Origin of the sequence: Shewanella sp. SM69 (genome assembly GCF_025653985.1) — a bacterium.
GTDB lineage: Bacteria > Pseudomonadota > Gammaproteobacteria > Enterobacterales > Shewanellaceae > Shewanella > Shewanella oncorhynchi.
In genome coordinates this window covers 25,757-52,019 of record NZ_JAKKRV010000009.1, presented here as the reverse complement: position 1 = coordinate 52,019, position 26,263 = coordinate 25,757, and the positions used below count along the sequence as shown (strand labels likewise).

The following is a 26,263-nucleotide window of genomic DNA, read 5'->3' as shown; positions in this document are numbered from 1 at the left end:
TAGATTGATGTTGATCTCACTAAGCAAGGCATACTCACTTTGTCACTAAAGTCAGTATGCCTTTAAAATAGCTAAAGAATTGGCGTTGGACGACGCACTAAAAAACCACTCAGAATCGATAAAGTGCAGTAAGCGGTAAAGAAATAAAAACCGTTTTCAAATTGCGCCTGTGTTTTTAACATTTCCCCCATGCCACCTGAGGCGTTCCCCGCCATAAAGGTGATGATCAGCGCCACCACAAACACATCGGCCATCGACCACTTAGCGAGTGCATTGACGACGGCATTAATCCTCAGTTTCAGGCCAATCGAGCTAACACATTGCTGTGCCAGCATTAAACTCAACTTCAAGGCAGGCACCACCACGCTGAATAACATGACTAATCCCGCGACGAGTCCATTACCAGAGTGATAAAGCTCGGTCACTGTTCCCCAAATACTACGAGTCTTCTGCAGCACTTGGACTTCACCTTTAAGACTATTAAACCCAAGCAAGCCACTGACCATGCTTAACATACCGCGGGCACTGTCACGCCCAGAGTCCTCATCAAATCTTTGGGCAACTTGCTCTATGCCTTGTTCCGCCAGCTTGGCCTTATCGATACTGCCGCTGATACTCAAAATAGGTTGAGTCACCCCAGGGATTAACAAAGCCAAGGATAAGATAATGATAAAAATAGGAAATAGTGATTTCATAGCACTGTTCATAGCATTGCTCGACCAGAGAAATACTTTCAGTTTACGGTTTTTAGCGCAGGCTCTGCAATCATTCACACCAGCCATCGACTCAGATGACCGGCATTTAAGGTAGGATTTGAAGATTAATAGAAAGGAGTCGGATCGATATCTAATGTACTCGGTGACACACCGCGTTCAATATAAAGTTCAGATTTTAATAAATCCACCATAGCGACATCAGTGTAACGTTTTACTTTTAAAGAATAAAAACACTTTACGATTGGATGTAGCGCATCCCTATCTTTCGAGGCCCAAACAATACCAACACGACCATCCGACAATTCAACTAAGGAACCCACAGGGTAAACACCAATACAACGAATAAACTCATAGACCAATTCTTGATCCAAATGGAATGGCGTCAGACTGAGTAAAATTTTAAAGGCCGCGGCAGGGCTCATAGCCTCTTTATAACATCGCGTCGCTGTCAAAGCATCGAAGATATCAACGATACAACTCATACGGCCATGGCGGGGGATTTCATCACCCTTCAACCCCCTTGGATAACCTCTGCCATCTAATTTTTCGTGGTGCATCAAGCAGATATCTTTACTGATCTGCGAAAGACCAGTAGTTTCGTTCATAATTTCAAGCGCATACACTTGATGCAGCTTCATATGCTCGAACTCTTCCGGCGTCAGTTTGCCCGGCTTATGCAGCACTTTATTGTCGACTTTAATCTTGCCAATATCGTGCAAAATCCCGCCGACCGCCATTTCCCGTAGCATGACACGATCTAGCTTTAAGTATTTACCAAAGGTCACCAGCAGAAAGGCAACATTCACTGAATGTTCAAGTAGATAGGCATCTTTTGAACGGAGTGCAGACATACATTTAAGCGCATCAGCATCCAACATCACTGACTCTATCATGGTATCGGCCAACGCTTCGAAGGGGGCAACTTCGATGGCTTTACCTTCGAAGGTCTCAGATAAGACTTTACGAATGAGGTCTTTCGCTTCGGTAAGCATGACTTTAGCTTGAGCTTGTTGCTTATCTCGGCTAATGAGCGCTTTTTTATTGTCGGTTTGATTATCGTTAGTGATTTTTTTCTTTAACCCACAATGTTCAGCCGAACGATCAGCGTCTACCCAAACAAATTTAATACCGCTTTTAGCTAACTTTAAAATCGCATCCTTGTGTTTAATTTGTCCTGCATTTGCAATAGCAAGTTGACCTTTATCATTTTTGTCTATGGCACTGACAAACATACCCAATGTCAGCTGTGACACTGGTAATTTGATAAGTTCAACTGATTCTGCCGACTCACTCATATCTACAACCCCAAGGATGATGTGCCTGAATAAAATATCAACTTAACCATACGACATTAAAGCGACTTACGCTCAAATGTTCTGTTGTTATTTTTGATTATTATAGAACAGACGTGAGGGGCATTCTAAGACGAGGATTAGAAAATCACCATAGACTTTCTTGGTAAATAAAGGGTCCTAAACAAGATACGATGAAATCAGAGCTTAAGGCGTAGATTAGGCCCATTTCAATCTCTCATTATTTCAACAAATGCCTAAGGGCTAGGCATTCAAAACCAACGACCCTCACGCGCGAAAAGCTCACAACTACCCCACATAACGCTCAGCCATTTCAGTTGACTCTTCCACCAATAAACCATTACGTAAACTCAGTTGCCGTGACACTGCACTGTGTTCAATGCTTCTGTGAGTACTGAGCAAAATAGCGCAACCTTGGGAGCTTAACCGCTTTAGCAAGTACCACACTTTGCCGAAGTAATGCTTATCCATCCCCGCCAATGGATCGTCCAAAAGCAGCACCTTAGGGCGTAGGCAGGCGAGTGACGCTAAGGCAATCAAGTGCTGTTGGCCGTAAGATAATTTGTGGGGCGACAGATGGGCTAAGCTAAATAAATCCAACTCGTCCAACATTTGCACCGCTCGCTCTTTGGGGAGTTCAAAGCGCCTAAGGCTAAACTGCATTTCGGCTAGCACGTTAGACTCGAATAATTGTCGACTCGGCCTTTGCATCAACAGTCCCAATTCCGCGCCATAAATCCCCAATTTAGGTCTTCGCCCTAGCACTTTAAGGGGAAGACGCTGCCTTAAACTGTGCACGCCCGCTATAGTTTTCAATAGACTCGTTTTACCAGAGCCGTTGTCGCCCACTAAGGTCACTATCTCCCCCGCTTGCAATTGGAATCCTTGTGGACACGCAAATAACGTGGGACAAGCATCGAACCCAAAATCAAAGGCTTCGGCACTGACCAAGACTTTGCCTAAATGCTCAAATTTAGCTTGATGTCGCCACGCAGGCGCTTCAATTTGCGGCGCATCGCTCACTGTATAGATGCCTTCGGACAACTTGCCTGCCTCTAACTGCCAATAATGCTGAATAATCTCGGCGAATGCCGAGGCGTTATGCTCAACCAATACTAGCGCCATACCATCTTGGATAAGATTGCGAAGCACGACCAGCAGCTCACTCACACCGTGATCATCGAGTTGTGCCCAAGGTTCATCGAGCAGCAGTAAATGCGGCTCTGACACTAACTGGGCGGCGATCATTAAGCGATATTTTTGACCGAGGGAAAGCGTGCTGACTTGGGTATCGAGGCGCAGATACAAGCCCACGCGCCGTAGTGCTAATTGCACTTTAGGTAGCATTTGCTCAGCGGGAATACCGAGGTTTTCTAAGGCGAAAGCCACCTCGGCACCAACGGTTTGCCTTAGTAACTGAGTTTGTGGGTCTTGCATTACCAGACCCGTAACCAATTGAGGATAACGCCAGATGTCACCTTCATGCGGGCGATTTAACACGCCCGCCAGTAGATTTAGCAGACTCGATTTTCCTGAGCCCGTAGGACCGCTCACGCAATGGCATTGGCCAGTGCCAATCGCCAAGTTAATTTCCTGTAATACCGTCGGTAACTGGCTGCCATAGTTGAAGCTAACGCCTTCGAGATCTAAGAGTTTCATGCTATATCTGCCTATAAAGATCTAACGAACAGCCTATGACAAGGCTTCACCCTAGTCGTCTTTTCATTCCCACGGCGAGTCATACGTTAATAGACATCTAACTTGTCACGTAGAAAATTTAAGATGTGCCAGCTATTGTGGACCGCGATTATTCTGTCTCAACCGAAAAACGTTTAAAAACCAACCTAGATCGACTAATTACGACAAAGGGAAAGTACATTTAGCGACTAAGAGACAAAATGTCCACCGAGGGTGACTTGCCCGACAAAAAGACCCACTCAAGTCACATTTTTTATCAGCGTAAAATGAGACTATGGCGAAAGTCACACGATAGGGCCTTACATCTTGACACACTCGACCGTGGCCTTTAATTTGAGCGAAAGATTCTTATTTACAGACTAAAATCACTACAGGTAAATGGCTTGTAAAAGAGGACATTAACCTGAGTCGAATTTACTGACGCTGACAGAGTGACCTTCAGCTTTCGCCTTCATCCGTTATCTTTGGAGTTCTATTTGCCCGTTCATGCCCTGTCTGAAGACCTTAAGTCTCTCATCGACAAACTCATTCAATTAAAGCAAGTTCCACCGACGGAACCGATAGTGCAGTTGTCACTAAACACTGTCGCTATGCCTTTAATTTCATGGCTGGCATCCCAGGCTCATTACCCAAGGATCTACTGGCATGGGCGCGACAGAATCGAAGAAGTCGCGGCGATAGGGGCGTGCAAAGACTTTAGATTTGAAACCGGAATCAATGATCAGCAACTGGCCATGGCCTACCAAGAGCAGCGAGCCTTATCGACGAATCAGAATATTCGCTACTATGGCGGTGTTGCCTTCGATCGCACTATAGAGTCTTGGCCTGAGTTCGGTAATAGCCGCTTTATCCTGCCGCGCATTGAATTTAGACGCAGTGGTAACAAATTTAGCCTATTAGTGAATCTTAATTTTGCTGATAATGATCACCATAGCGAGATAGATAAGGCCATCGGCGCTATCGAAGCCGTCATGCCAGCTAAGCCACTCTCGCCACCTAAAAAGATCGTTCCACTTGGGCGCAGTGACAAACCTGATTTTGAACGTTGGAAGACATTAGTCGAGCAAGTGGTGGATCCTAAGTTCAATCAAGATACCCCAAAAGTCGTGTTATCCCGCTTAACACAACTTGAAGTCAACGAACCTATCGATCCTTGGATGGTACTGGCTTGCTGGCAGGGCCGTAATCCCAATAGTTTCCAGTTTGGCTTTCAATTTAGCCCAGATCGCACTTTTATCTCTTGCTCACCAGAGCGTTTATTCCGCCGCCGTCAGCAGGAGCTATTTACCGAGGCACTTGCTGGTACAACGGTACGCGGTCTCAATCAAGAAGAAGATATTGCGCTGGCGAACGCTTTATTAGAAGACAACAAAAATAGCGTTGAAAACCAACTTGTTCGTAGCCACATAGTGAATATGCTCACGCCGCTGAGCAATTATGTTGGCGCCGATGAATTAGCGACTATTTTTAAACTGAACCATATTCAACATTTACACCGTGCAATTCGAGCCGAATTGAAGCCGAGCGTGAATGATTTCCAACTGTTGCAAGCCCTGCATCCTACTCCTGCAGTTGGCGGCTTGCCGCGATATTCAGCGCTAAACTTTATTCGTCAACGTGAAGGTTATATTCGTGGTTGGTACGCCGGTGCCTGCGGCTATTTCAATAAATATGAGAGTGAGTTTTCGGTAGCGATCCGCAGTGCGCTGATCGAACCCGGTCGGATTAACCTATTTGCGGGTGCGGGAATTATTGCAGGTTCTGAGCCCGAAGCTGAGTGGCAAGAGCTTGAAAATAAACTCGCAACCATAATGTCGATTTTATTCGAAATGTAATAAGCCTAGTAAACATTAAGACTATTCAGCGCCGTCAGCCCTTCGTTTTTCAATCGTTTCAAGGTAAAGCCTGTCCTGTTCACCCGAATCGATTAAGCGCTTATGTGCAAGGTCAAAATGTTGTTTCAACATCTGGCCTTTCTCGGTGTTAGCGAAAACAAAATAGGTTTCGGCCTTGAGTACACCTTGAATAATCACAAAATTTTGTGGCGCCTTTAATTTAGGAACAAACGTAAGTAAATTAGGTTTGTAATCTAGCACGGCATCTATACGTCCAGCATTTAAGCTATTGAGCATAGTCAACATATCGCTACTTTCTTCGTAATACATAGGCACAGGTGTCAGCATATTGTATCTGTAGGCCAGCATGGCCTGAACCTTCTTGTGGGATAGGCTTTCAATACCAGTCCATCCTGCCGCCACCTCAGCAGTAACAGCCACATCGATAGAGTCCACTTCAACCATATTCTCTGTTAATAGCCCCTTTTTAATATCACCCTTGTAAACGCTGAGCGTGATATCGGTACGATTGTGCTCAACAAGATATAAACTGCGGGCAAAAGGCATAAACTGCACATTGAGTTGCCATTCTGGCTCAGGGAAAATCCGCTGAAGTAACTCGAAGTAGTAACCCGTTTTATCACGATTGGCAAATCCCTCCCAAGTTGACGTTGCTACATCGACCACTATCGGCTGAGCGGCGGAAACTGACACAGGTAACACAGCTAAAAATAAGCAAAAAGTAGCAAAAAATCGTCTCATGGCTATCCTCCTTCGACGTATTCAAAGTGTAGAAGAGTTTTCATTCTATGTGCACATTTAAACAGCAGACTTGCATCTTAAAACTCGACCACTATAATGGCGACCCGATTTCAGCACGCTGTCACCGGCAATAAAGTCGTAAACATAATAAATTGAATATTAGCGGGTTCCCTCACCCCGCCCTACACAACTAAAAAGGCCACATATGTTAATGTTAACCACAGCGCAGCTTCGCCGCGCTTTATTCCTATTAGTAGGATTTCACATACTGATTATTTGCGTCAGCAACTACTTAGTACAATTGCCATTTCAACTGTTTGGCTACCACACAACTTGGGGGGCATTCAGCTTTCCGTTCGTGTACTTAGCCACAGATCTCACTGTCCGTATTTTTGGCCAACAAGCCGCACGCAGCATCATACTCAAAGCTATGATTCCCGCTTTGATGATTTCCTACGTGATGGGAGTGATGTTCCATCAAGGCAGCTTTCAAGGTGCTGATTCACTTGCACAGTGGAATACCTTTGTGTTCCGAATTGCCTTTGCCAGCTTCGCGGCTTATTTGATTGGTCAGTTGATGGATATTAAGGTTTTTGCCCGTATTCGAGCCAGTCGCTCTTGGTGGGTCGCCCCAGCAGCCTCCACCTTAGTTGGAAATCTGGTCGATACTTTAGTCTTTTTCAGTATCGCCTTTTACGCCTCTTCCGATAGCTTTATGGCAGCCAATTGGCCCGAAATCGCTACAGTCGATTACGGCTTTAAGCTAATCGTGAGCTTAGGCCTTTTCCTACCGGCATACGGTGTTTTGCTAAAAGTCTTACAGGACAAGATTTTGCGAGCCAATCCGCAAGAATCAATTTCCTAATTAACCCAACTGGCCAGACCTGTTATAATTTAACCAGTTAATAGCTCAGCCCTGCTCCTGTTAACGCGCGAGTGGGGCTGATTTTTTATGAGAGTAAACTATGTATTCTATTGAAATTAAAGCAGAGTCAAGTTTGACTCCCGAGTTAGCCGCTCAGCTTATCGAACTTAGCCAACAAATCCCTGAGCTCGATCACCCACTCACAAACGAAGTGTTGGACCAGCGCTTACAGGGCAAGACATGTTTGATCTTAGTCGCATATGTAGAAGGTGAATTGGCAGGGTTTAAACTGGGTTACGAGCAAGAAGAAGCCATATTTTATAGCTGGTTAGGTGGCGTTGCATCCGACTTTAGACGTTTAGGCTTAGCGCAGAGTCTACTCGAATATCAAGAAACTTGGGCGCGCCGCCAAGGATATAATCATATTCAAGTGAAGACGCTGAACCGCTTCCCTGCGATGCTTAATTTATTGATCAGTAATCAATATTTAATTACTGAACTGACAGCCGATCCTAAAAGCTTAGTCGATCATAAACTGTATCTGTGCAAGTCGATCTAAACCGTTAATGGATGAGAGCAAAACGATATTTGTAAAGATGTGCACTTTTTGCAATAAATAGCTTGCAAACACAATTGAGAATGATTATCGTTAACGTGCGTTCCAAAACTCATCTTTAACAACGATGACTGGTAATCGACGTTGTTATGGAGCTCCTGAGTTTGCAAGCACGACATTGCTCACACACACTCTTTGTGGCCGGACTCATCATCCGGCTTTTTTTTGCCTAAAAATCAGTAATGCAAAGCCACATAATACAAAGCTAGCAATCGCTCGACATATTTTAATTCAAACCTAATCAGCCAAATACAATACACTGCCTATCTAACGGGATAAGACTAATCTGCAGACATATCGCTGTAGTTGCCCGCAAAGTGTAAGCCATCGTAGGGATTATTTTGCTGATCTTCCTTCGCTTCATGATACAAACCTATGGTAAATAAAGACCCTTTACCCAAAGTTGAACTCACTTCTATCGTGCCACCAATCCGCTTGATAATGCCGTAACTGAGCGAAAGACCTAAACCAGTGCCATCCTTACGTGTGGTATAAAAAGGGTCGAAAATCCGTCCCAGCTGCTCTGGCGCTATCCCTGAGCCTTCATCTTCCACTTCGATTTTGACGCCAATCGGCATATCCTGCTGCACCCAGTCATAGGTTCGCACCCAAATACGTCCTTTACCGTCCATCGCATGCGCCGCATTCACTACAAGATTAATCAAGACTTGCAGCAACTGCGGACGATTAACCTGTACTGGACAACTGGCGTTTAACTCAGTGATCAGCACGACTTCTTGTTTTTGAATCGAATGTCGCACCAACACCAACATTTCTTCGATAATAGGAGTCATCGGATGCATTTCTAGTGGTGCGTTGAATTCGCCAGGTCGGCTGTATTGCAACAGGCTACGGATGATAGTGCTGATCCGCCCAACCTGTTGAATGACTAGATCAATTTCTTCTTTCACTACTTCTGCATTGTCGCCAAGCTCGTAGCGCAGTAACTCCATATTGCCGAGGATTACGGCAGTCGGATTATTGATTTCATGGGCGATACCTGCGGTCAATTCGCCAAGAGCAGTGAGCTTCTCGTTAGTGACGAGCTGTTGACGCGTTTCGTTTAGTAATGCCACGTTACGTTGCAGCTCTAAGGTTTTATCCTGCAGGCTACGAGTACGCTCTTCAACCTTCATTTCAAGCTGTTCTGCCGCCGCTTGAATTTGGGCATTTCGACGCTGTAGCAAGTCAAGCATACTGTCAAACTGCTCGGCTAAGTTCGATAACTCGTTATCCCGATCTAATCCTAAGGCACCGATACGAATATTGCGCCCCGACTGCACAGCTTGTACAACATGGTGAATACGTTCAATTGGCTGCAATAAACTATAAGCACCGCGATAAACCAGCAGGCCAGAGACCAACAGCACTAACATTAGAATCGTGCCTAGCTCTATGATATTGAGTAAATAATTATGGATAAATGGCGATTCAGAAAAGCCGGTATAGATCATACCGACACGTTGGCCGCGAACATCTTCCAAGGGGGCATAAGCGGAAATAAACCAATCGTTAAATACGAAAGCGCGATCGACCCACTGCTCGCCTTGAGTTAACACTTTGTCTTTCACCTCCTCCGATACTAAACTGCCAAGCGCGCGGCCCAGCGTCTCATTACCTGTGGGATAAAAATGCAGCGGCACGTTGGTGGAAATACGGATGTTATCTAAGAAGATGGTCACAGTACCAATGGAACGCTCGGGCAAGGTGCCTTTGTCGTATACCAGATCACGAATGTGGTCGACAATTCGAGTATCGCGATTAAACAAGATCCCACCATCGAGATACCAAGCCACTTTGCCTTCCATATCAGGGACGGGCAATAGGCTACGGCTCAATAAACCACGTTCTTCAACGGTTTTAACGGGGCTCTGCGCCCGCAAGGTTGCAACTATCGGAATGCTCGCAGTGATAGCCAATTCGGGATCGATACGTGCTAAACGCTCGGGCGGCAGCACCATCAAGCCGGAGTAAGGTAATAAACCGTCTAACTTAGGAAGGATTTGGCGTAAATCGGGGTCTGCGGCCGCTTCGGCAACACTGACTAAACGCAGATAATCGAGATTTAGCTGTTTTTTCTGTTCAAGAAGAAAAGCATCAATACTGGCTCGGTAGCTGACTTCGCCACTTAATTCTTTACCACTGAAAAGTGGCCTAAAGTCATTTTGAAAGGTCCAAGACGTCACCACACGTTCAAGTTGTTTTTCTTGGCGTACTTGCACTTGCTGCAAAGTGTTTTCGGCAACAGATAAGTCAGCTTTAACCTTCATAAACAGCTGCTTACCTGTATAACTGATGTTCCAGTAAATTGTGATAAACACTAAACTCACCAGTGTCAGCAAAATAGGCAGTAATGTCAGGATTAATATGCGATAGCGCACCTTGGCCTGCATTTGCTGCCAACTGACACCAAAAAAGTGAGTGAAGAATGACACTCTATGACTCCTGTTCGCCACTAAAATCAAACCACTCTTTATACTTGCGATCTAAGGTCTTACGCGATACGCCTAAATCCCTCGCCGCGGCAGACTTATTGCCAGAATGTAAGTCCACAACACTGGTCACATGGTGTTTTTCCACGTCTTTCAATGGCCAATCCAATGGATAACCCGATGTGGATAAAGACTCACTCTTCAGCTGTTGCTTCCAATATTCCGCAGGCGGTTTACCCAGCAAAATACAACGCTCAATCATGTTGCGCAGTTCACGAATGTTACCAGGCCACTCGTGTTGCTGTAGTTTCACCATATCTTCATGGCTCCACACGACTTCTCTTACCCCTAATTCAGCGGCAAGTTGGCGAGTGAAATGATGGGTTAACTCCACGACATCTTCGGGTCTATCACGTAATGGCGGGATTAAAATATCGAGCACATTCAGCCGATAATATAAGTCTCGACGGAAATTCCCTGCATCCACTTCATCAATCAGAGTACGGTTAGTGGCCGCGATCACTCGCACATCGATGTTAACTTCTTTCTCGCTGCCCACAGGACGAATCGCTTTTTGCTCTAATACTCTGAGCAATGCCGTTTGCATTTTCAGTGGCATTTCGCCAATTTCATCGAGAAAAATCGTCCCGCCAGAAGCAAAACTGAATAAACCTTCACGATTGCCTTTCGCACCCGTAAAGGCACCGGCGGTATGGCCAAACAATTCACTTTCGAGCAGTTCAGGGGCGATAGAGCCACAGTTAACTGGGACAAAAGGTCCCTGACGTCCACTAAGCAAATGTAATTGCCGTGCGACTAATTCCTTACCCGTGCCCGACTCACCTTGGATCAAGACGACGGCATTGGTCGGCGCCACACGTTCGATGATATGTTTCACCGACTTCATGGCTTCACTGCTGCCAATAATGGTCGATGAATAACCGATTGAAACCTCACGACGCAGCATCAAGTTTTCACGTTTAAGCAAGCGACGTTCGATACAGCGATCGACCGCAGTCATCATCTGTTCGAGATGGAAAGGTTTCATGATGAAGTCAGAAGCACCCGCGCGTAGCGCGGTAATCGCCACTTCCATGTCGGCATAGCCAGTCATAAATATGATGTCCGAACGACGCCCCTGCTCATCCAACGCTTCATGCCATTCGATACCCGAACGACCAGGCAGACGAATGTCGACGATAAGCAAATCGAAATGGCAACGGCTACGCAGCTGCTCCGCATCTTCGATACTGCCCGCCGTTTCGACTAAGGCAAATTTCTTCGAGAGTGCCTTATTTAAAAAACTCCGCATTCCGGGTTCATCATCAACAATCAGTACCGATACTGCCGATGGAAGAGGCTTGAGGTTATTATCTATCTGGCTCATATTGTCTGCTTCTGGACATTTTGACTCATTTGCGACCAATTCTAGCACTGAAAATAGATGAATAGGTCACTATGAACCATCAGAAGTTTGTCCTGAGACAATTTGTCTGTAGAGTATTTGTTAAGCTTGGGATCAAGCTCACAAATTAGGTTAAGCTGTGAAGAAAATGACCGCATTCTCAGCTTGGCATCTAACTTGCTTTCAACCGAACGTATTACAATTTACGAGACCTTCCACTCAGTAGGCATTTGAGTTGGAATCCTATTTTCCGCCAAGGAGTACCCATGCTAAACATGAAATCTCATATGAAGTCATTACTGGGACTGGTTGTTGCAGCCAGTATGTTCACTGTTTTACCCGCTCACTCGACTGAAATTATCAAGTTAGCCACCACCACCAGCACAGAAAACTCAGGTCTATTGAAAGAACTGTTACCTAAGTTCGAAAGTGAATCAGGCTACAAGGTTCAAGTCATCGCCACTGGTACAGGTAAAGCCCTGAAACTAGGTGAGCAAGGTGACGTGGATTTAGTCATGACTCACGCGCCTAGCGCCGAAGCTAAATTCGTCGCCGATGGTTTTGGTGTTGAGCCCCGCGGCATTATGGAAAATGATTTCGTAGTACTTGGCCCTAAAAACGACCCAGCAAAAATCCGTGACAGCAAAACGGCCGAAGAAGCCTTCGTTAAAATGGCAAAATCAGGCGTACCTTTTATCTCTCGTGGTGACAACTCAGGCACTCACATCAAAGAGTTAGAAGTATGGAAAGCGGCAAATGTTACTCCTAACTTCAAAGGTTATACTTCAGTCGGTCAAGGCATGGGTAAAACCCTGCTGATGGCAAACGAAATGCAAGGTTACACTCTGTCTGACCGTGGTACTTTCGTGGCTTATAAAACTAAACTCGATCTTGCCGTTGATTTCGATGGTGGCAAAACCTTAGCCAACCCATACCAAGTCATTCTCATCAACCCTGCTAAATACCCAGATCTGAACCACAAAGGCGCTAAAGTATTCAGCGACTGGTTGATCAGCAAAGAAGGTCAAAGCATGATCAACAGCTTCAAAGTTGAAGGCGAGCAATTGTTCAAGGCAACTTATAGCGAATGAACGACGGCTGGCTAGCACTATTACAGCAGGCGTTAAGCCTGCTGTTTTCTTTAGACCCTGACGTTTGGTCCATCATTTCGATCTCGTTTTCGGTTTCTTTCGCGGCACTGCTGATCACGCTTGTTCCTTCCATGGTGCTCGGCTTTGTGTTGGCGTTTGCGCCATTTCGCGGCAAATGGATAGTCACTAACTTAGTTCAAACTCTGCAATCAATCCCGACAGTGGTTATCGGTCTACTCGTGTATTTACTGCTAACACGCAACGGTCCTCTGGGCGATCTAAAATGGTTATTTACCCAAGAAGGTATGATTCTCGGGCAAATGTTCATCTGTGCCCCCGTGCTAATTGCAATGAGCCAAGCCGCATTCACTAGCGTTGATCGCAGAGCTTGGGAAACCTCACGCACCTTAGGTGCCTCTTGGTGCCGTGCAGTGTGGACAGTATGCCGAGAACTGCGCATGCCCTTACTGCTGGCGATTGTCGCGGCGTTTAGTCGCATTCTGACCGAAGTCGGCTGCTCTATGATGGTCGGCGGCAATATATTAAACGTGACCCGTAATATTCCTACCGCAATCGCACTCGAAACCAGCAAAGGTGACTTCGCCCAAGCTATCGCCCTCGGGCTAGTGCTGCTAATCTTGGCCTTGATCCTCAACTTTGCCTTAGGTAGTTTACGCGGCAAAGCCATGCCAAGGAGCCATTAAGCAATGACTAAGGTCAAACTGATCGCCCGTGACGTAGAAATGTCCTTTGGCGCGCGCCTGTTATTCAAAGCCGACGTATTATCGCTCTGCCAAGGAGATGTGATTTATCTGCAAGGCGACAATGGCACAGGCAAATCAACCTTGATGAAAATTCTGGCGGGCTTAATGCCACCAACCAAAGGTCATATTGAGGCTGTCGGTTTTGCCAAAAATGCTTGGTGGCGACGCAATCCATTGTTAGGTAAGGCTGTTTATCTGCACCAACATCCTTATTTGTTCGACGGCACAGTGGAATATAATCTCACCTATGGGCTGAATTTCAGCTCAGAAACAAAAGCCAAAGCGAAACAGCGGATTACTCAAGCGATTGAGATGGCGCAGCTAGAGTCGCTGCTACACGCAAGGGCCAGTAATCTCTCTGGCGGCGAAAGACAGCGCCTCGCGATTGCGCGCGCTTGGATCCTACAACCTAAACTATTAATGCTCGATGAACCCACCTCCAATATGGACAAGGATTCCCAAGAGCTAGTATTAAAAATGATCCAACAACTCAAACACGAAGGCACAGGAATGTTACTGAGTAGCCATCAGAATTGCGCGCTAACCGCCATCTGCGAACAACAGTGGCACATAGAAGGTGAGCGCGTGATGACCTCTTATCAACAGCCTGAATCTTTGCCAGCACAGGAGCCTTTGTATGTCATCGCAAATTGATGCCGTTATTCTCGCCGGTGGTATGGCCCGTCGCATGGGTGGCGACGATAAAGGTCTCGTCGAATTAAACGGCGAAGCCATGATTAAGCACACAATAGATAGAATAAAACCTCAGGTTAAGGAGATCCTGATCAACGCAAATCGTAACCAAACACGTTATGCTGAGTTCGGTTTTAAGGTGATAAGTGACGAGCATAGTGGTTTTCTCGGACCTTTAGCGGGTATGATCACTGCTATGGGCCAAACAGATGCAGACTACTTATTAGTAGTGCCCTGCGACTGCCCACTCCTGCCACTCGACCTTGTTCCGCGTATGTTGGCAGCAATTGAAGCAGAAAAAGCCGAGATTGCTGTTGCCAGTGACGGTGAGTATGAACAACCCGTTGTTTTACTCTTAAAACCTAGCTTACGTGACTCAATGAGAGCGTTTCTTGAGGCGGGTGAGCGTAAAGTGGACTTTTGGTATATCAAACATCACTTCGTCGTAGCGTCATTCGCCGACCAGCCCAATGCTTTTGTGAATGTGAATACGCCAGAACAAAAACAACGACTAGCGATAGAAATCACCCAATAGCTAAAAAGGCTCCAATAACCCAAATTAGAGGTGCAAATGAGTAACCCCTTCGTCAATCCGCTCGCTATTCCCGTTCTCGGATTTTGTGCCTACAGTGGCACGGGGAAAACCACCTTACTCAAGCAATTGATCCCCGAATTAAATCAACGTGGCCTGCGCTTAGCCGTAATCAAACATGCCCACCATAATTTCGACGTAGATATTCCCGGCAAAGACAGTTACGAAATGCGCAAGGCTGGCGCGCGACAAATGCTGGTCGCCTCCCATATACGCTGGGCGCTGATGACAGAAGATGCGCGCGATGGCGATCCTGAGTTAGTCCATTTACTCAAGCAAATCGAAGCCGACAAAGTCGATATTGTCCTCGTCGAAGGCTTTAAAAAGCTCGCATTACCTAAAATTGAATTGCACCGCGCCGCCCACGGCAAACCTTTTATCTACACTCAAGATGAGAATATCCTCGCCATCGCCTGTTGCGACGATACTCAATTGCCCAGCGACGCACTTCCTAGTGAGCTGCGCCGACTCGATCTCAACAATGTCTGCCAGATTGCCGATTTTGTGATGGAGTACACCCAAAACTGGGAAGCGCCACTCCAATACCCCATTTCGGCCGTGGATACCTGCGCCATAGGCGACAACAAAAACCTTACCGTCAGCCAAGGTTTAGCGCAGATTTTATCCCATGTATCACCTGTGGCAGAGATTGAAGACATTGAGTTAGATGCCTTAGATAACCGCGTACTAGCCAGCGACAGCATTTCTCCCGTCAACGTGCCACAACAAACCAATTCGGCGATGGATGGCTACGCCTTTGTCTATCAAGACCCCATGCCTACCACCTTAAAATTGGTGGGAGAGGTTCTTGCCGGTCATCAATATTCGGCCACGCTTAAAGTCGGCGAAACCGTGCGTATCATGACGGGCGCAACAGTGCCTGCAGGTGCTGATACAGTGCAGCCCCGAGAGCTTGCCAAGGAAGTCGATGGCATTGTTAGCTTTGAAGGCCGCATTCTTTCTGGCCAACACGTTCGCCTCGCAGGAGAAGATATTGCTCAAGGCCAAGTCGCACTTGCAAAAGCCACTCGCCTAAGCGCCGCCGAACAAGGTTTACTGGCCTCACTAGGGCTCAATCACCTGAGTGTATATCGCCGCCCAACTGTTGCAGTATTCTCTACCGGCGATGAAGTGAGCCAGCCTGGCGAAGTACTCAAAGCTAACTGCATCTATGACTCAAACCGCTTTACCATCAAAGCGATGGCAAAACGTCTCGGTTGTGACGTTATCGATTTAGGCATTATCGAAGATTCTGAAGCCGCCCTTGAAGCAACTCTCGCTAAAGCCGCCAACCTTGCCGATGTCGTCATTAGCTCTGGTGGTGTGTCTGTCGGCGATGCGGACTACATCAAAACCGTGCTTGCACGCCTCGGAAAAATTGATTTCTGGCGGATTAGCATGCGTCCGGGTCGGCCACTCGCCTTTGGTAAAGTGAATGACAGCTTATTCTTCGGGCTACCTGGCAACCCAGTCGCAGTCATGGTGTCTTTCCTGCAATTTGTGCAGCCCGCTTTACGAAAATTAGCAGGTGAAGTGAACTGGCAAGCGCAGCTATTCCCTGCAATAAGTGATGAAACACTAAGAAGCCGCCAGGGCCGCACCGAATTTATTCGCGGGATTTATCAGCTTGGTAAAGATGGACGCCTGCACGTGAGTAGCACGGGCAACCAAGGTTCTGGGATGTTAAGTTCAATGGTTAAAGGGAATTGCCTCATCATCATAGGGGATGATGCAGAAGCCGTGAATGCAGGTGAAACTGTATTTATTCAACCCTTTGCGGATCTGCTTTAGGATCCAGTGAGTTTTTATGAGTCTAATTGTGGATTCCTTTGGCCGTAAGGTCGAATATTTACGGCTCTCGGTCACCGACCGCTGCGACTTTCGCTGTGTTTATTGCATGACGGAAGATCCCTGTTTTCTGCCAAAGGACCACGTACTCCACCTCGAAGAATTAGCTTGGATTGCCCAAGCCTTTACCGAGCTTGGTGTGACTAAAATTCGCCTGACCGGCGGTGAGCCCTTAGTTCGCAACGATTGCGACCAGCTAGTGGGTCTGCTTGGTAAGCTGCCTGGGCTGACGGATTTATCCATGACCACTAATGGTTCAAGGCTGACAAAATTCGCTAAACCCATGTTTGATGCAGGATTAAAGCGCCTCAATATCAGCCTAGATACCTTAAACCCCACACTGTTTACTCAGCTAACGCGTAACGGCAAATTAGACAGAGTCATCGATGGTATTGATGCGGCTATTGCGGCGGGATTTGAACGTATCAAGATTAATGCGGTGATTTTAAAACAGCAGAACGATAATGAAGTTATTGATTTAGTTGATTTCTGCCGTGGCCGTAACTTAGACATCGCCTTTATCGAAGAAATGCCACTTGGCGAAATGGATGAGCGGAAACGCGCCCGTCATTGCAGCAGCGATGAAGTAAAAGCCATCATCAATAGTCACTATCCGCTACAGCTTTCCAACAAACGTACCGGCGGCCCAGCACGTTATTACACTATGGCCGACAGCCCAATCCATATCGGCTTTATCTCGCCCCACAGTCACAACTTCTGCCACGAATGTAATCGCGTGCGCGTCACAGTCGAAGGCCAATTACTGCTGTGTTTAGGCAATGAACATGCCGTTGATCTCAAAAGCATAGTTCGGGAATTTCCGGCTGATATTGAAAGATTAAAAGTCGCTATTCTCGCGGGAATTAATCTCAAGCCTAAGCAGCACGACTTTGGCAATAATCAGGTACAAATCCTACGCTTTATGAATGCCACAGGCGGTTAAGCATCACCACTCCATCGCTTAAGGGCTAGCATCTCAATTTGGCCGTGATAAACTCGAAGCATCACCCTATACTTAGCGTTACACATTTCTATGGCATTAACTCGTAAGCAATGGAATAACATCATCATAGTCGCCTGCGCCTTTATGGTCGCCGTGCTGACGTTTATGGATAACAAAACCAATAATGTTCCGAGTGATGCTCAGCGACTGTTTGACGATAATGCACCGCTTTCACAGCTGCAACTCGACGGGTTATGGCTGCACAAGCAAACATCACAATGGGAGTGCGACACTACAGTCCTCAACTGTGATGAGTGGGCAAAGGCGTGGCAAACCATACGGGTATCCCCATTAACCGCCGCGCCAAAAACCACAGATAATCCGCAAGAATTAGTTATACAGATTGCAGATATCCGCGATGCTCAACTGTGGATCTATTTTCCCAATGAAGGCGCCTTAAAGTCTCCCGCAGGTAATTGGTATTTAGTACCACCGAGTTTAAGAGCTAAACTGCAACCGATCCTCGATGCGAAACCCGCAACTTAATGTCACCCCATTTTACTTAAGATAAGAAAGAATCCATGCCGGAATTACCAGAAGTTGAAGTCACCCGTCAGGGTATTGCCCCCTACCTTGTCGAGCAAACCGTAATAGATCTTGTGATCCGCAATGGCTCGTTGCGCTGGCCTGTGCCTGACATAGCCAAACAGATTATCGGTCAAGTTATACGCCAAGTGCGACGCCGTGCTAAGTATCTGTTAATCGACACTGACGCGGGTACTAGCATAGTGCATTTGGGTATGTCAGGGAGTTTACGGATTTTGCCCCACGATACCCCAGTGGAAAAGCATGACCATATCGACTTAGTGCTCGCCAACGGCCGTATTTTACGTTTTAACGATCCGAGACGATTCGGTGCTTGGCTATGGTGTGAACTCCCAGAAGAAGCGCATCCATTACTCGCCAAATTAGGGCCAGAACCACTGACCCATGCCTTTAATGTCGCACAATTAGCGGCAGCTTTAGCGGGCAAGAAAAAAGCGATCAAGCTCTGCCTGATGGATAATCATATCGTGGTGGGAGTGGGCAACATTTACGCCAATGAAGCCCTGTTTGCGGCGGGCATTCACCCAGAGGCCGAAGCAGGTAAAATCGATATCGAGCGTTTGACCGTTTTAGTTGCAGAAGTGAAGCAAATCTTAGCCCACGCCATTAAACAGGGTGGCACCACGCTGAAAGACTTCACCAATGCCGATGGTAAGCCTGGCTACTTCGCCCAGAAACTGCATGTCTATGGTCGCGGCGGTGAAACCTGCACAAGCTGCGGTAACTTACTAAGTGAAATCCGTTTAGGCCAACGCACCACAGTATTTTGTGGCATTTGCCAAACACGCTAATATTGCGTTATTTATAAGCCAAAATGCCAAGCAAGTGCTTGGCATTTTTCGTTATTTAATCAATTACAGCTGTCAAAAACGATACTCAAAACTGCTAAATAGCGTGGCATTGGTATCATTTTCTTGAACTTCAAACTCCGATCTCGATACTGTTCCACCTAAGCTCCACATGCCTTTCCACACAGGCATACGGTAAGAAAGCTCCAGCATCAATAAATCTTCTTTTGGCGGTTGTGGTGCCCAAGTGTTCGCCACATTGGAGCCATCTTTATTCAGCTTCGCATAACGCAGCAACGAGGTAAAACCACGGCTGTTATTAAACTGGCCAACTAATCCAACCACGAACACTTGTGCATCGCTATCATAGGTAGAACCCAAAGCACGACCATAGTAGCGAGCACCACTCAGATAGACAGGATCCTCATAGAAACAATTGGCACTATCACCATCGCATTTTACATAGGTGTCCGAATATTCCATGAACAACTTAAACTGCTTACCCGATGTGCCAAAATGGGTATCAATACCCCAAAGTGAGCCGCAGTCACTACCATTTTCACAACTATGTTCGAGATATAATCCAACGGGAATATCCTGCAAAGTATCGGCATAACGCATATCAATACTTTGAGTTCTATGGCCTGCATCGCGGCGCTCATTCGGCGCACAATCATTTGTACCATCGATACAAACAGCATTACTCGCAACCGAATCCCACCAAGAGTCAAAGTTACAATCTTGGCCCTCACCACAAAATAAGGTCGACCAAGACAATCCCACTTCTAACTGTTTAATCGGTCTTGCACTTAAGCGCATATCCCACTCAGCCGTCTTAGGCACAGCACGATCCACTTCAGTTAAGCTAAATCCGGTTTTAAAGGTCCAAGGACCAATCCAAGATAACCAAGGTGTTTCAAAGGCCGCGGCATTGTTACGGCTCAAGGTTAACGATGACATAGGGCGGGCGTTATTAGAACGATGTAGAGCCGAGTCAAACCCCGGTCCCCACCACTGCTCAACCGCGCCTAAGGTTGCGATCCAATTACCAAAAATGATGGCAAAATAAGACTCATCAAGGCGGAAATTTTTATTATCTTGCGGATCATAGGTTTCTGCCACAGTCGCCTTATAAGCAACACGCGATCCTAAATACTCGTAGGAGCCCAGCACTTCACCTTTCTCGCGATAGTCAGAACCATAATGTTGAAAGCGAGCAGGATCAGATGCTGCCGATACTTTTATCCGTGCATTACCACGATTATCGACAGCATTTTGATAATAAAAATTAACCCGTGCAAAGGCTTGTACTAAAGAGGGAGAAAGCAGCTCAGGCTCAATTTTCGCTAAATCACCACCAATGCCTGACCACATCAATGGATAAGTATTCACTGGCACAGTGATCACACCCGCATCAGCAAGTGCTTGAATGTCAGCTCTAAGATAAATATCAGAGGCATCGACCCAAGGTGCAGCAGCAAGCATTGAAGAAAAAAACAGGCCAGAGGCAATGCTAGTAGCAAGGATCGTGGGGGAAAAAAAAGCCTTCATAACATCCTTTTAAGTATCATCACAAGGCAACAATGCCTCAAAGTTAACACAAAACTCCTACGTAAAAACTATCTAGTTCGCAGGTAAAATCTAAGGTTTAACCAACTTAAGCTTTGCCGCCAATGCAGCCGTTACTTCAGGGTGAACAAACTGGCTCACATCGCCACCATGCAGGGCGACTTCCTTTACTAAGGTGGAAGATATAAAAGAATTCTCCTCAGCGGGCGTTAAAAATACGCTTTCCAGATCTGGGCTCAATCTGCGATTCATATTTGCTAATTGGAATTCATATTCAAAGTCGGATACCGCGCGTAACCCACGCACAAGTACACTGGCCTTTTGCTCCTTGGCAAAATCCACTAGCAACCCCGAAAACCCCACCACCTCGACATTATCCAAATGAGCAGTTACCCGATTGACCAATTCAACTCGCTCTTCAAGGGTGAATCTAGGCTGCTTGGAAGGATTAGCCGCAATGCCAATCACCACATGTTTAAACAGTTTAGCCGCACGCTCAATCAAGTCGGCATGACCATTGGTGATAGGATCAAATGTCCCTGGGTAAATTGCTCTTGTATGCACTTTGCTGACTCAACTCACATGGATGCCAAAAATCATTGCTCGCCAGTCTACTCGTTTTAGCCAAGCGAGTGAATAATCGCAGCAAAAACGGCTTTAAATACCGATAAAAAGCTTAAAAATAAGCAAGAACGCTATTGATTAAGCCCATGTAAAGGCACGAACAGGTATAATGTTGCACGAAATTAAAACCGACCACATACAATGTTGCTCCCCTATTTAACGATATACACTGAGCAGTGTTAGGTTTAAAAACGACGTTTGAAGACACGCAGAAGAGCATATATGAAGAAAATCGCGATTTTTTGCCATAACTTTTTCTCCAACGGCACAGTGAAAGTCGCCTTGTCGCAGGCAGAAGTGTTACAGGAAGCAGGACAAGATGTGCATTTGTTTGTGTTTCACAAGGAAGGCGATTTTATACCTCCGCAAAATGTGACCATTCATTATCTGTTTGAAGCGGGTCAAAAACCTTCGCTACAGGAGCAGATACAACAACTCAAAGCTAAAGTGAGCGCCGCCGAAAAAACGGGCAAGTTTTCACTCTTTCTAAGTAATTCAACTGACTGCGATGTTGTTGTTTCCGGCTGTCATTTCGATCCTTGCTACTACTTCTGTCATTGTGCGTTAAAACAAGAGTTATTGATGGAGTTAAAACGCGGTCCAGTACACTTCTGGCGCAGATGGAAAAAAGCCAAGGCTCTGATCGGCAAAAAAATCATCACAGTCTCAAATGGTATTGCCGACGAACTCAGAACCACTTCTTGGTTAAAACCCCAGAGCGTGCAAACCATCTACAACCCTTTTCGCTTAGAAGAAATAAAAATTAAGACTCAAGAAGTTATCGCCGAAATTCCCAATGAGCCTTATATGATCCATGTAGGTAGAGTCACTCGTCAAAAGCGCCATGACATTCTCTTCAAAGCATTGAGGGATATGCCGACAGCACCTAAACTCGTGCTTCTCTGTAATCGACCAAATAAAGCGCGTAAATTAGCCCAAAAATACGGTGTTGAGCACCGAATTATCACACCCGGTTTTCAACATAATCCCTATGCTTGGATTGCCAGCGCAGAATTAATGCTACTGAGCTCAGATTTTGAAGGCTTGCCAACGGTAGTCATTGAGTCATTGGCCTGTGGCACCCCCGTCGTAAGCACTGACTGCCCTCACGGCCCGAATGAAATCCTTACCGGACATTTAGCTAAATATTTGGTTCCCGTTCGCCAACCTGCATTGTTGGCACAAAAGGCTCTGGAATGTCTGGCATCGCCTCCATCGCTTGAAGACCTTGCTATTCTTAAAGCTGTAGATAGTCAAAATATTGCAAAGCAATATTTGAACTTAGCCGAATAAATATCTTTATACGGTAAAAAGTAGAAACTCTATTGAATATAAGTAGAGTTTCTACTTAACCTCCAACACTTGTTACACTCTGATACAGTATGACGGCTCATTTGAATTAGCACCCGAAAACACAATGCATTAACAAATGCATCAAACAAAGAGTGATAACACACAGAAATACAATACATTTAGCCTGTATAATTACTATTATTGAACATCGATAAAACAGTTTATTATAAGGTTAACCATTCTGTATTTATGAATAAATAAATTCATTGATAGTCTATTTGAAAAATATCAAAATACTTCCCATCAAATAATTCTGCCTAAGTAGAATTAGCAATAAATGATTTTTTGGGGTAGTAATGAGTAAGCTTAAAGTGGCTTTATTAGTTGATGAGTACTTTGGTGGTACTGGCACAGTGTATGGTGGATACGGTTTTCTAGCACGCCACTTAATCGCCAAACACTTACCCAACGAAAATATTGAAGTAGAAGTGCTGATAAAAAAAGACTGCAGCAAGCAAAGATTAATACCTCGTCGCTATATGATCGATGGCATTAAAGTTTATCGCTTAGCGGCTAAGTTTATGGATTTCCTTAATATTAGGTTTCTAAAAAAGAAGAATTACGATATATTTCTGTCAATAGAAATGACAACCCACTCATATCGTATTCTAAAAACCATTCCCAATATTGATAAAAAACTCCTATTTTGGGTTCAAGATCCAAGACCTGATTATGAATGGGATGAAATAAATACCGTAAAACTTTTCCCTGAGAAAAGTTATTGGGACAGTAATATTTATCAGTTTGTTCATGACCTTTGGGCGGCAGGGAAAGTCTCATTTATTTCTCAGGCACGCTTTTTAGATCGTAAAGCCAGAGATCTCTACAATCTCGATGATAAAACAGAAATCAAATATTTACCCAATCCTATCGAGATCGATCATAATTTCGATGTAGAAGCACACCCGAAGAAAAATCACATTATCTTTCTGGGACGAATTGAGTCAGTCAAACGTGGTTGGTTGTTTTGCGAGATAGCTAAACTGATGCCTGAATATGAATTTTTCATGCTAGGTCAGTCATTTAGGCAGTCAAAGAAAAATCAGTCCATCATGAATGACTACCTAAATATTCCCAACCTACATTTTGTAGGGCATGTAGAAGGCGATCGAAAAAACCAGCTAATCAAAGATGCTAAAATTTTAGTCAACACTTCAATTCACGAAGCTCTACCTATTTCTTTTTTAGAAGCGTTATCTTATGGCACCCTTCTCGTCAGTTGCCGTGACCCCGACGAGCTGACGAGTCAATTTGGCGTATTTACAGGTACAGTGCTCGGAGATGGTTTTGATAAAGTCGATTTATTTGTCAATGGTATACGCCATCTGATGGAAAACGAACAACTAAGACAAGAACTCGCGGTTAAGGCAGTTGACTACATCAAAGCCAACCACAGTATTGAAGATTTCCAGAAAAATATGCAAGAAATCATCTTTAAACTGGTTGAAGAAACGAAACTGCAAGGCTAACAAAATGGGCCGATATTGAAATATCGGCCCATAAGTAACGACAACTAGCTAAAACAACTTCCAATAACCTAGCTTGCGCCGCATCTTAAAATGGCGCAACAAGTTCAATGGTTTAGGTTTTAGCCAATCAGTGCCTTTATCAATCAAAGCATCTGTTGCGGCTAAAACTCGCTGGCTAGATTGACCATCGCCCGTAGGGTGAATTTGATTGCAATAATCATGGATGTGCGCCATCAAATCATCAGGACGACTCAGTGCTCGCGTTAATGCAGATTCAATATCCTCAACCCGACTGATATCGATTAAATGATCTTTCGGTGACTGATTTTTAAAGGTCACCACTGGTTTTCGCTGCATTAAAAACATCAACAGAATCGATGAAGTGTCACACAACATCACATCCCCCGACTGCAGCAAAGGGATCACATTATCAGTTTCAACAAACTGTAAATTCTCGTTTTCTAAAGCCTTGTACTGCTCAACAATCTTAGGATTCATCTTTGGATGAAATTGCACTAACCAGCGCCATTGGCTCTTTTGCGACAGGGCTTTAATCTGCTCAAATACTACAGGTGCGCAGGTCAAACTTGGGGAAAATGTTGAGCAAAAGAGTACTACTGGCCTTGGGTCATCAGCTTTGATATAGGGATTATCTTTATTCTCAAGAAATAGGGGGTCGAGCGCAGGCCATCCCGTTTCAACGACAGTAAAAGTACCAAACTTTTTCTCTAGTTTCAGAAAGGGCAGAGTCGTCGCAGGGCCTTGGGTACAATACAAATCAAAACAATCTCTGATTTCGAAGTGATCTTCTCGGCCCTTATGATTCATTTTACCCGCATTAAATCCATGGAATACGCCCACTTTAACCCCAGGAATAAAACGAGGGACAACGTTCCCAGGGACGAATACCGCATCTGGTTTCCACGCTTTCACAGCATCGATGCTCTGCAAGCGCAGTTCATCGGTTTTTAAAAACTTAGGATCGACCTCATTTCCCTCTAAGAACCAGCTAACCTCATCACCTCTTTCCAAAATGACTTGTTGAAGTGGCCTTAACATCGCATAGGAATAGTTTTGCGCTATGTAAAATAAATAACGTCTTTTGGCTTGTTTGGCTTCTTCCACAAGCATGCTCCTAAAACACAAACGAATAAATTATTTTGCCAACGCTAAATATTGTTCGGCAATTAAGGTCGCATCGACTTTGGCCAAAATCTCAACCTGCTCGAGGGATGGCGGCAAGCTAACAACCTCGTCTATCATTTTAGCTAACGCTTTGGGATCACGACGCGGCACGAGATAAGGCACTAAATTTCCGGTTAAAATTTCACTAGGTCCATGTGGGCAATCAGTGCTCACAACAGGAGTCCCACAAGCTAAAGATTCAATCAAGACTGTCGGTAAACCTTCAAAATCAGAGCTGAGCACTAATGCCTTAGCCTGCTTAATCCATGGAAAAGGATTACTTTGAAAACCGGGAATAATTAATCGCTTTTCAATACCAAACTTTTTCGCTGCTTTTATTGCTTTTTTGTGGTTATGACACAAGAGCACGACAGGAAGTTGATTTTGCGTGAGCTTGAGGGCTTCAAACAACACATCATGGCGCTTTTGCTTAGCAAAGCGACCGACATGAATAAGATAATCTCCCTGAGGGATTTGCGGATTATCTTGCTGTGATTGAGATGTGATTTCGTTAAATTCAAATGGATTATAGATAGTTTGCATAGATGCTGGATGCAAACGACCTTTATCTTTAATCTCCTTTGCTATGCCATTTGAGACAGTAATCAAATGCTGGCCATTGAGCGCTTTTTTGGATTTTAGCTTCTTGAAATAAGCAAACGGTCCCAGTTTAAATTGGCGGCTCAACTCTTCTTCTACAGAAGAATGGACTATGACATAAAGCGGTGAAACACCGGTTTTGGTCATCATCAAATTGGTTTTATCTAAATTTGATAAAAACAAATCAAACTTGCCCACTTGAGATTCAATTTCCGCGATTTTTGCGCTGAGTTTGTTAACCGAAGCATTCAATCGCCCAAAATGGTCGAAATCTTTATCCTTAGGGGCAAAACATTGATGAATGGGTAAGTCCTCTGGGATTTCATAATAGCGATTATCTTCCATGACTAAAAAATGCGGCTCATGCCCTAAGCGAATAAATTGCTTGGCTAAGGTAATCATGACCTTTTCGGCTCCGCCACCCGCTAAACTGTCAATGGCAATGGCTATCCGCATGATTTATCTCCTAAACGATATTCTGAATACAAACCGCTAA

The 26,263-nt window shown here is 45.2% G+C and carries 23 protein-coding genes; 13 read left to right on the top strand and 10 right to left on the bottom strand.

The window, feature by feature from the left end:
* Positions 1–71 precede the first annotated feature (71 nt).
* The 3 genes from L5M37_RS13340 to L5M37_RS13330 all read right to left on the bottom strand — a co-directional run bounded on the left by L5M37_RS13340 (position 72) and on the right by L5M37_RS13330 (position 3,688).
* Positions 72–707 (bottom strand): paraquat-inducible protein A, encoded by a 636-nt coding sequence (locus L5M37_RS13340; RefSeq protein WP_263185133.1) that lies wholly within the window; start codon positions 705–707, stop codon positions 72–74.
* A gap of 113 nt (positions 708–820) precedes the next feature.
* Entirely contained in the window at positions 821–2,011 is a 1,191-nt protein-coding gene (locus L5M37_RS13335) for an HD-GYP domain-containing protein (RefSeq protein ID WP_105250731.1), read from the bottom strand.
* 306 nt (positions 2,012–2,317) lie between these two features.
* Positions 2,318–3,688 carry an ATP-binding cassette domain-containing protein gene (locus L5M37_RS13330; protein ID WP_263200781.1) on the bottom strand — a complete coding sequence of 457 codons (1,371 nt, stop codon included), beginning with the start codon at positions 3,686–3,688 and terminating at the stop codon, positions 2,318–2,320.
* A 515-nt stretch (positions 3,689–4,203) separates the two neighbouring features.
* On the opposite strand from L5M37_RS13330, the gene L5M37_RS13325 reads away from it, so the two are divergent.
* Positions 4,204–5,562: an isochorismate synthase MenF gene (locus L5M37_RS13325; protein WP_263200779.1), complete on the top strand. Its 1,359-nt coding sequence runs from the start codon at positions 4,204–4,206 to the stop codon at positions 5,560–5,562.
* Positions 5,563–5,583: 21 nt separating this feature from the next.
* Here the strand turns inward: L5M37_RS13325 and L5M37_RS13320 are convergent, their stop codons facing one another.
* On the bottom strand, positions 5,584–6,324 hold the full coding sequence (locus L5M37_RS13320; RefSeq protein WP_105250734.1) for a transporter substrate-binding domain-containing protein: 741 nt from the start codon (positions 6,322–6,324) through the stop codon (positions 5,584–5,586).
* A 205-nt stretch (positions 6,325–6,529) separates the two neighbouring features.
* On the opposite strand from L5M37_RS13320, the gene L5M37_RS13315 reads away from it, so the two are divergent.
* Both L5M37_RS13315 and L5M37_RS13310 read left to right on the top strand, forming a co-directional pair.
* Positions 6,530–7,189: a 7-cyano-7-deazaguanine/7-aminomethyl-7-deazaguanine transporter gene (locus tag L5M37_RS13315; protein WP_105250735.1), complete on the top strand. Its 660-nt coding sequence runs from the start codon at positions 6,530–6,532 to the stop codon at positions 7,187–7,189.
* A 100-nt stretch (positions 7,190–7,289) separates the two neighbouring features.
* Entirely contained in the window at positions 7,290–7,748 is a 459-nt protein-coding gene (locus L5M37_RS13310) for a GNAT family N-acetyltransferase (protein ID WP_173497811.1), read from the top strand.
* Positions 7,749–8,086: 338 nt separating this feature from the next.
* Here L5M37_RS13310 and L5M37_RS13305 read toward each other — a convergent pair whose 3' ends face one another.
* Positions 8,087–10,240, bottom strand: coding sequence for a cache domain-containing protein (locus L5M37_RS13305; RefSeq protein WP_105250737.1), 2,154 nt, complete (start codon positions 10,238–10,240; stop codon positions 8,087–8,089).
* 1 nt (position 10,241) lies between these two features.
* A complete protein-coding gene (locus tag L5M37_RS13300; RefSeq protein ID WP_105250738.1) occupies positions 10,242–11,624 on the bottom strand; it encodes a sigma-54-dependent transcriptional regulator in 1,383 nt (460 codons plus the stop codon).
* 284 nt (positions 11,625–11,908) lie between these two features.
* On the opposite strand from L5M37_RS13300, the gene L5M37_RS13295 reads away from it, so the two are divergent.
* The 8 genes from L5M37_RS13295 (at position 11,909) to mutM (ending at position 18,970) form a co-directional block, all read left to right on the top strand.
* A complete protein-coding gene (locus L5M37_RS13295; protein ID WP_263200778.1) occupies positions 11,909–12,733 on the top strand; it encodes a substrate-binding domain-containing protein in 825 nt (274 codons plus the stop codon).
* Complete coding sequence (locus L5M37_RS13290; protein WP_105250740.1) at positions 12,730–13,437, top strand: ABC transporter permease; 708 nt, start codon at positions 12,730–12,732, stop codon at positions 13,435–13,437. The genes L5M37_RS13295 and L5M37_RS13290 overlap by 4 nt, the downstream gene beginning before the upstream one ends.
* 3 nt (positions 13,438–13,440) lie before the next feature.
* Positions 13,441–14,151 carry an energy-coupling factor ABC transporter ATP-binding protein gene (locus tag L5M37_RS13285; RefSeq protein WP_263200776.1) on the top strand — a complete coding sequence of 237 codons (711 nt, stop codon included), beginning with the start codon at positions 13,441–13,443 and terminating at the stop codon, positions 14,149–14,151.
* The gene (gene mobA / locus L5M37_RS13280; RefSeq protein WP_263200774.1) at positions 14,135–14,725 is read left to right on the top strand and encodes a molybdenum cofactor guanylyltransferase MobA; all 591 of its coding nucleotides are present in this window, start codon (positions 14,135–14,137) and stop codon (positions 14,723–14,725) included. The genes L5M37_RS13285 and mobA overlap by 17 nt, the downstream gene beginning before the upstream one ends.
* A 36-nt stretch (positions 14,726–14,761) precedes the next feature.
* Positions 14,762–16,573, top strand: a complete 1,812-nt coding sequence (locus L5M37_RS13275) for a bifunctional molybdopterin-guanine dinucleotide biosynthesis adaptor protein MobB/molybdopterin molybdotransferase MoeA (RefSeq protein WP_263200773.1) — start codon at positions 14,762–14,764, stop codon at positions 16,571–16,573.
* A gap of 16 nt (positions 16,574–16,589) precedes the next feature.
* Positions 16,590–17,573, top strand: coding sequence for a GTP 3',8-cyclase MoaA (moaA, locus tag L5M37_RS13270; protein WP_263141314.1), 984 nt, complete (start codon positions 16,590–16,592; stop codon positions 17,571–17,573).
* 90 nt (positions 17,574–17,663) lie between these two features.
* A complete protein-coding gene (locus tag L5M37_RS13265; protein ID WP_263200771.1) occupies positions 17,664–18,119 on the top strand; it encodes a hypothetical protein in 456 nt (151 codons plus the stop codon).
* Between the two features lie 35 nt (positions 18,120–18,154).
* Positions 18,155–18,970, top strand: coding sequence for a bifunctional DNA-formamidopyrimidine glycosylase/DNA-(apurinic or apyrimidinic site) lyase (gene mutM / locus L5M37_RS13260; RefSeq protein WP_113940164.1), 816 nt, complete (start codon positions 18,155–18,157; stop codon positions 18,968–18,970).
* Between the two features lie 72 nt (positions 18,971–19,042).
* Here mutM and L5M37_RS13255 read toward each other — a convergent pair whose 3' ends face one another.
* A complete protein-coding gene (locus L5M37_RS13255) occupies positions 19,043–20,518 on the bottom strand; it encodes a capsule assembly Wzi family protein (RefSeq protein WP_263192730.1) in 1,476 nt (491 codons plus the stop codon).
* A gap of 90 nt (positions 20,519–20,608) precedes the next feature.
* Positions 20,609–21,100 carry a pantetheine-phosphate adenylyltransferase gene (gene coaD / locus L5M37_RS13250; RefSeq protein WP_105250747.1) on the bottom strand — a complete coding sequence of 164 codons (492 nt, stop codon included), beginning with the start codon at positions 21,098–21,100 and terminating at the stop codon, positions 20,609–20,611.
* A gap of 282 nt (positions 21,101–21,382) precedes the next feature.
* Between coaD and L5M37_RS13245 the strand changes: the two genes are divergently transcribed.
* Entirely contained in the window at positions 21,383–22,453 is a 1,071-nt protein-coding gene (locus tag L5M37_RS13245) for a glycosyltransferase (protein WP_263200769.1), read from the top strand.
* A gap of 356 nt (positions 22,454–22,809) precedes the next feature.
* Positions 22,810–23,982: a glycosyltransferase family 4 protein gene (locus tag L5M37_RS13240; RefSeq protein ID WP_263200767.1), complete on the top strand. Its 1,173-nt coding sequence runs from the start codon at positions 22,810–22,812 to the stop codon at positions 23,980–23,982.
* A gap of 48 nt (positions 23,983–24,030) precedes the next feature.
* Here L5M37_RS13240 and L5M37_RS13235 read toward each other — a convergent pair whose 3' ends face one another.
* Together L5M37_RS13235 and L5M37_RS13230 are read right to left on the bottom strand one after the other, a co-directional pair.
* The gene (locus L5M37_RS13235; RefSeq protein ID WP_411569069.1) at positions 24,031–25,113 is read right to left on the bottom strand and encodes a CDP-glycerol glycerophosphotransferase family protein; all 1,083 of its coding nucleotides are present in this window, start codon (positions 25,111–25,113) and stop codon (positions 24,031–24,033) included.
* A gap of 24 nt (positions 25,114–25,137) precedes the next feature.
* Positions 25,138–26,223, bottom strand: coding sequence for a glycosyltransferase (locus tag L5M37_RS13230; RefSeq protein WP_263200765.1), 1,086 nt, complete (start codon positions 26,221–26,223; stop codon positions 25,138–25,140).
* Positions 26,224–26,263: the final 40 nt, after the last annotated feature.

Excerpts from the sequence above, each read along its gene's own strand:
- L5M37_RS13340 (WP_263185133.1), bottom strand. The coding sequence starts at position 707 with ATGAACAGTGCTATGAAATCACTATTTCCTATTTTTATCATTATCTTA.
- L5M37_RS13335 (WP_105250731.1), bottom strand. The coding sequence starts at position 2,011 with ATGAGTGAGTCGGCAGAATCAGTTGAACTTATCAAATTACCAGTGTCA.
- L5M37_RS13330 (WP_263200781.1), bottom strand. The coding sequence starts at position 3,688 with ATGAAACTCTTAGATCTCGAAGGCGTTAGCTTCAACTATGGCAGCCAG.
- L5M37_RS13320 (WP_105250734.1), bottom strand. The coding sequence starts at position 6,324 with ATGAGACGATTTTTTGCTACTTTTTGCTTATTTTTAGCTGTGTTACCT.
- L5M37_RS13315 (WP_105250735.1), top strand. The coding sequence starts at position 6,530 with ATGTTAATGTTAACCACAGCGCAGCTTCGCCGCGCTTTATTCCTATTA.
- L5M37_RS13310 (WP_173497811.1), top strand. The coding sequence starts at position 7,290 with ATGTATTCTATTGAAATTAAAGCAGAGTCAAGTTTGACTCCCGAGTTA.
- L5M37_RS13300 (WP_105250738.1), bottom strand. The coding sequence starts at position 11,624 with ATGAGCCAGATAGATAATAACCTCAAGCCTCTTCCATCGGCAGTATCG.
- L5M37_RS13295 (WP_263200778.1), top strand. The coding sequence starts at position 11,909 with ATGCTAAACATGAAATCTCATATGAAGTCATTACTGGGACTGGTTGTT.
- L5M37_RS13290 (WP_105250740.1), top strand. The coding sequence starts at position 12,730 with ATGAACGACGGCTGGCTAGCACTATTACAGCAGGCGTTAAGCCTGCTG.
- L5M37_RS13285 (WP_263200776.1), top strand. The coding sequence starts at position 13,441 with ATGACTAAGGTCAAACTGATCGCCCGTGACGTAGAAATGTCCTTTGGC.
- mobA (WP_263200774.1), top strand. The coding sequence starts at position 14,135 with ATGTCATCGCAAATTGATGCCGTTATTCTCGCCGGTGGTATGGCCCGT.
- L5M37_RS13275 (WP_263200773.1), top strand. The coding sequence starts at position 14,762 with ATGAGTAACCCCTTCGTCAATCCGCTCGCTATTCCCGTTCTCGGATTT.
- moaA (WP_263141314.1), top strand. The coding sequence starts at position 16,590 with ATGAGTCTAATTGTGGATTCCTTTGGCCGTAAGGTCGAATATTTACGG.
- L5M37_RS13265 (WP_263200771.1), top strand. The coding sequence starts at position 17,664 with ATGGCATTAACTCGTAAGCAATGGAATAACATCATCATAGTCGCCTGC.
- mutM (WP_113940164.1), top strand. The coding sequence starts at position 18,155 with ATGCCGGAATTACCAGAAGTTGAAGTCACCCGTCAGGGTATTGCCCCC.
- L5M37_RS13255 (WP_263192730.1), bottom strand. The coding sequence starts at position 20,518 with ATGAAGGCTTTTTTTTCCCCCACGATCCTTGCTACTAGCATTGCCTCT.
- L5M37_RS13245 (WP_263200769.1), top strand. The coding sequence starts at position 21,383 with ATGAAGAAAATCGCGATTTTTTGCCATAACTTTTTCTCCAACGGCACA.
- L5M37_RS13240 (WP_263200767.1), top strand. The coding sequence starts at position 22,810 with ATGAGTAAGCTTAAAGTGGCTTTATTAGTTGATGAGTACTTTGGTGGT.
- L5M37_RS13235 (WP_411569069.1), bottom strand. The coding sequence starts at position 25,113 with ATGCTTGTGGAAGAAGCCAAACAAGCCAAAAGACGTTATTTATTTTAC.
- L5M37_RS13230 (WP_263200765.1), bottom strand. The coding sequence starts at position 26,223 with ATGCGGATAGCCATTGCCATTGACAGTTTAGCGGGTGGCGGAGCCGAA.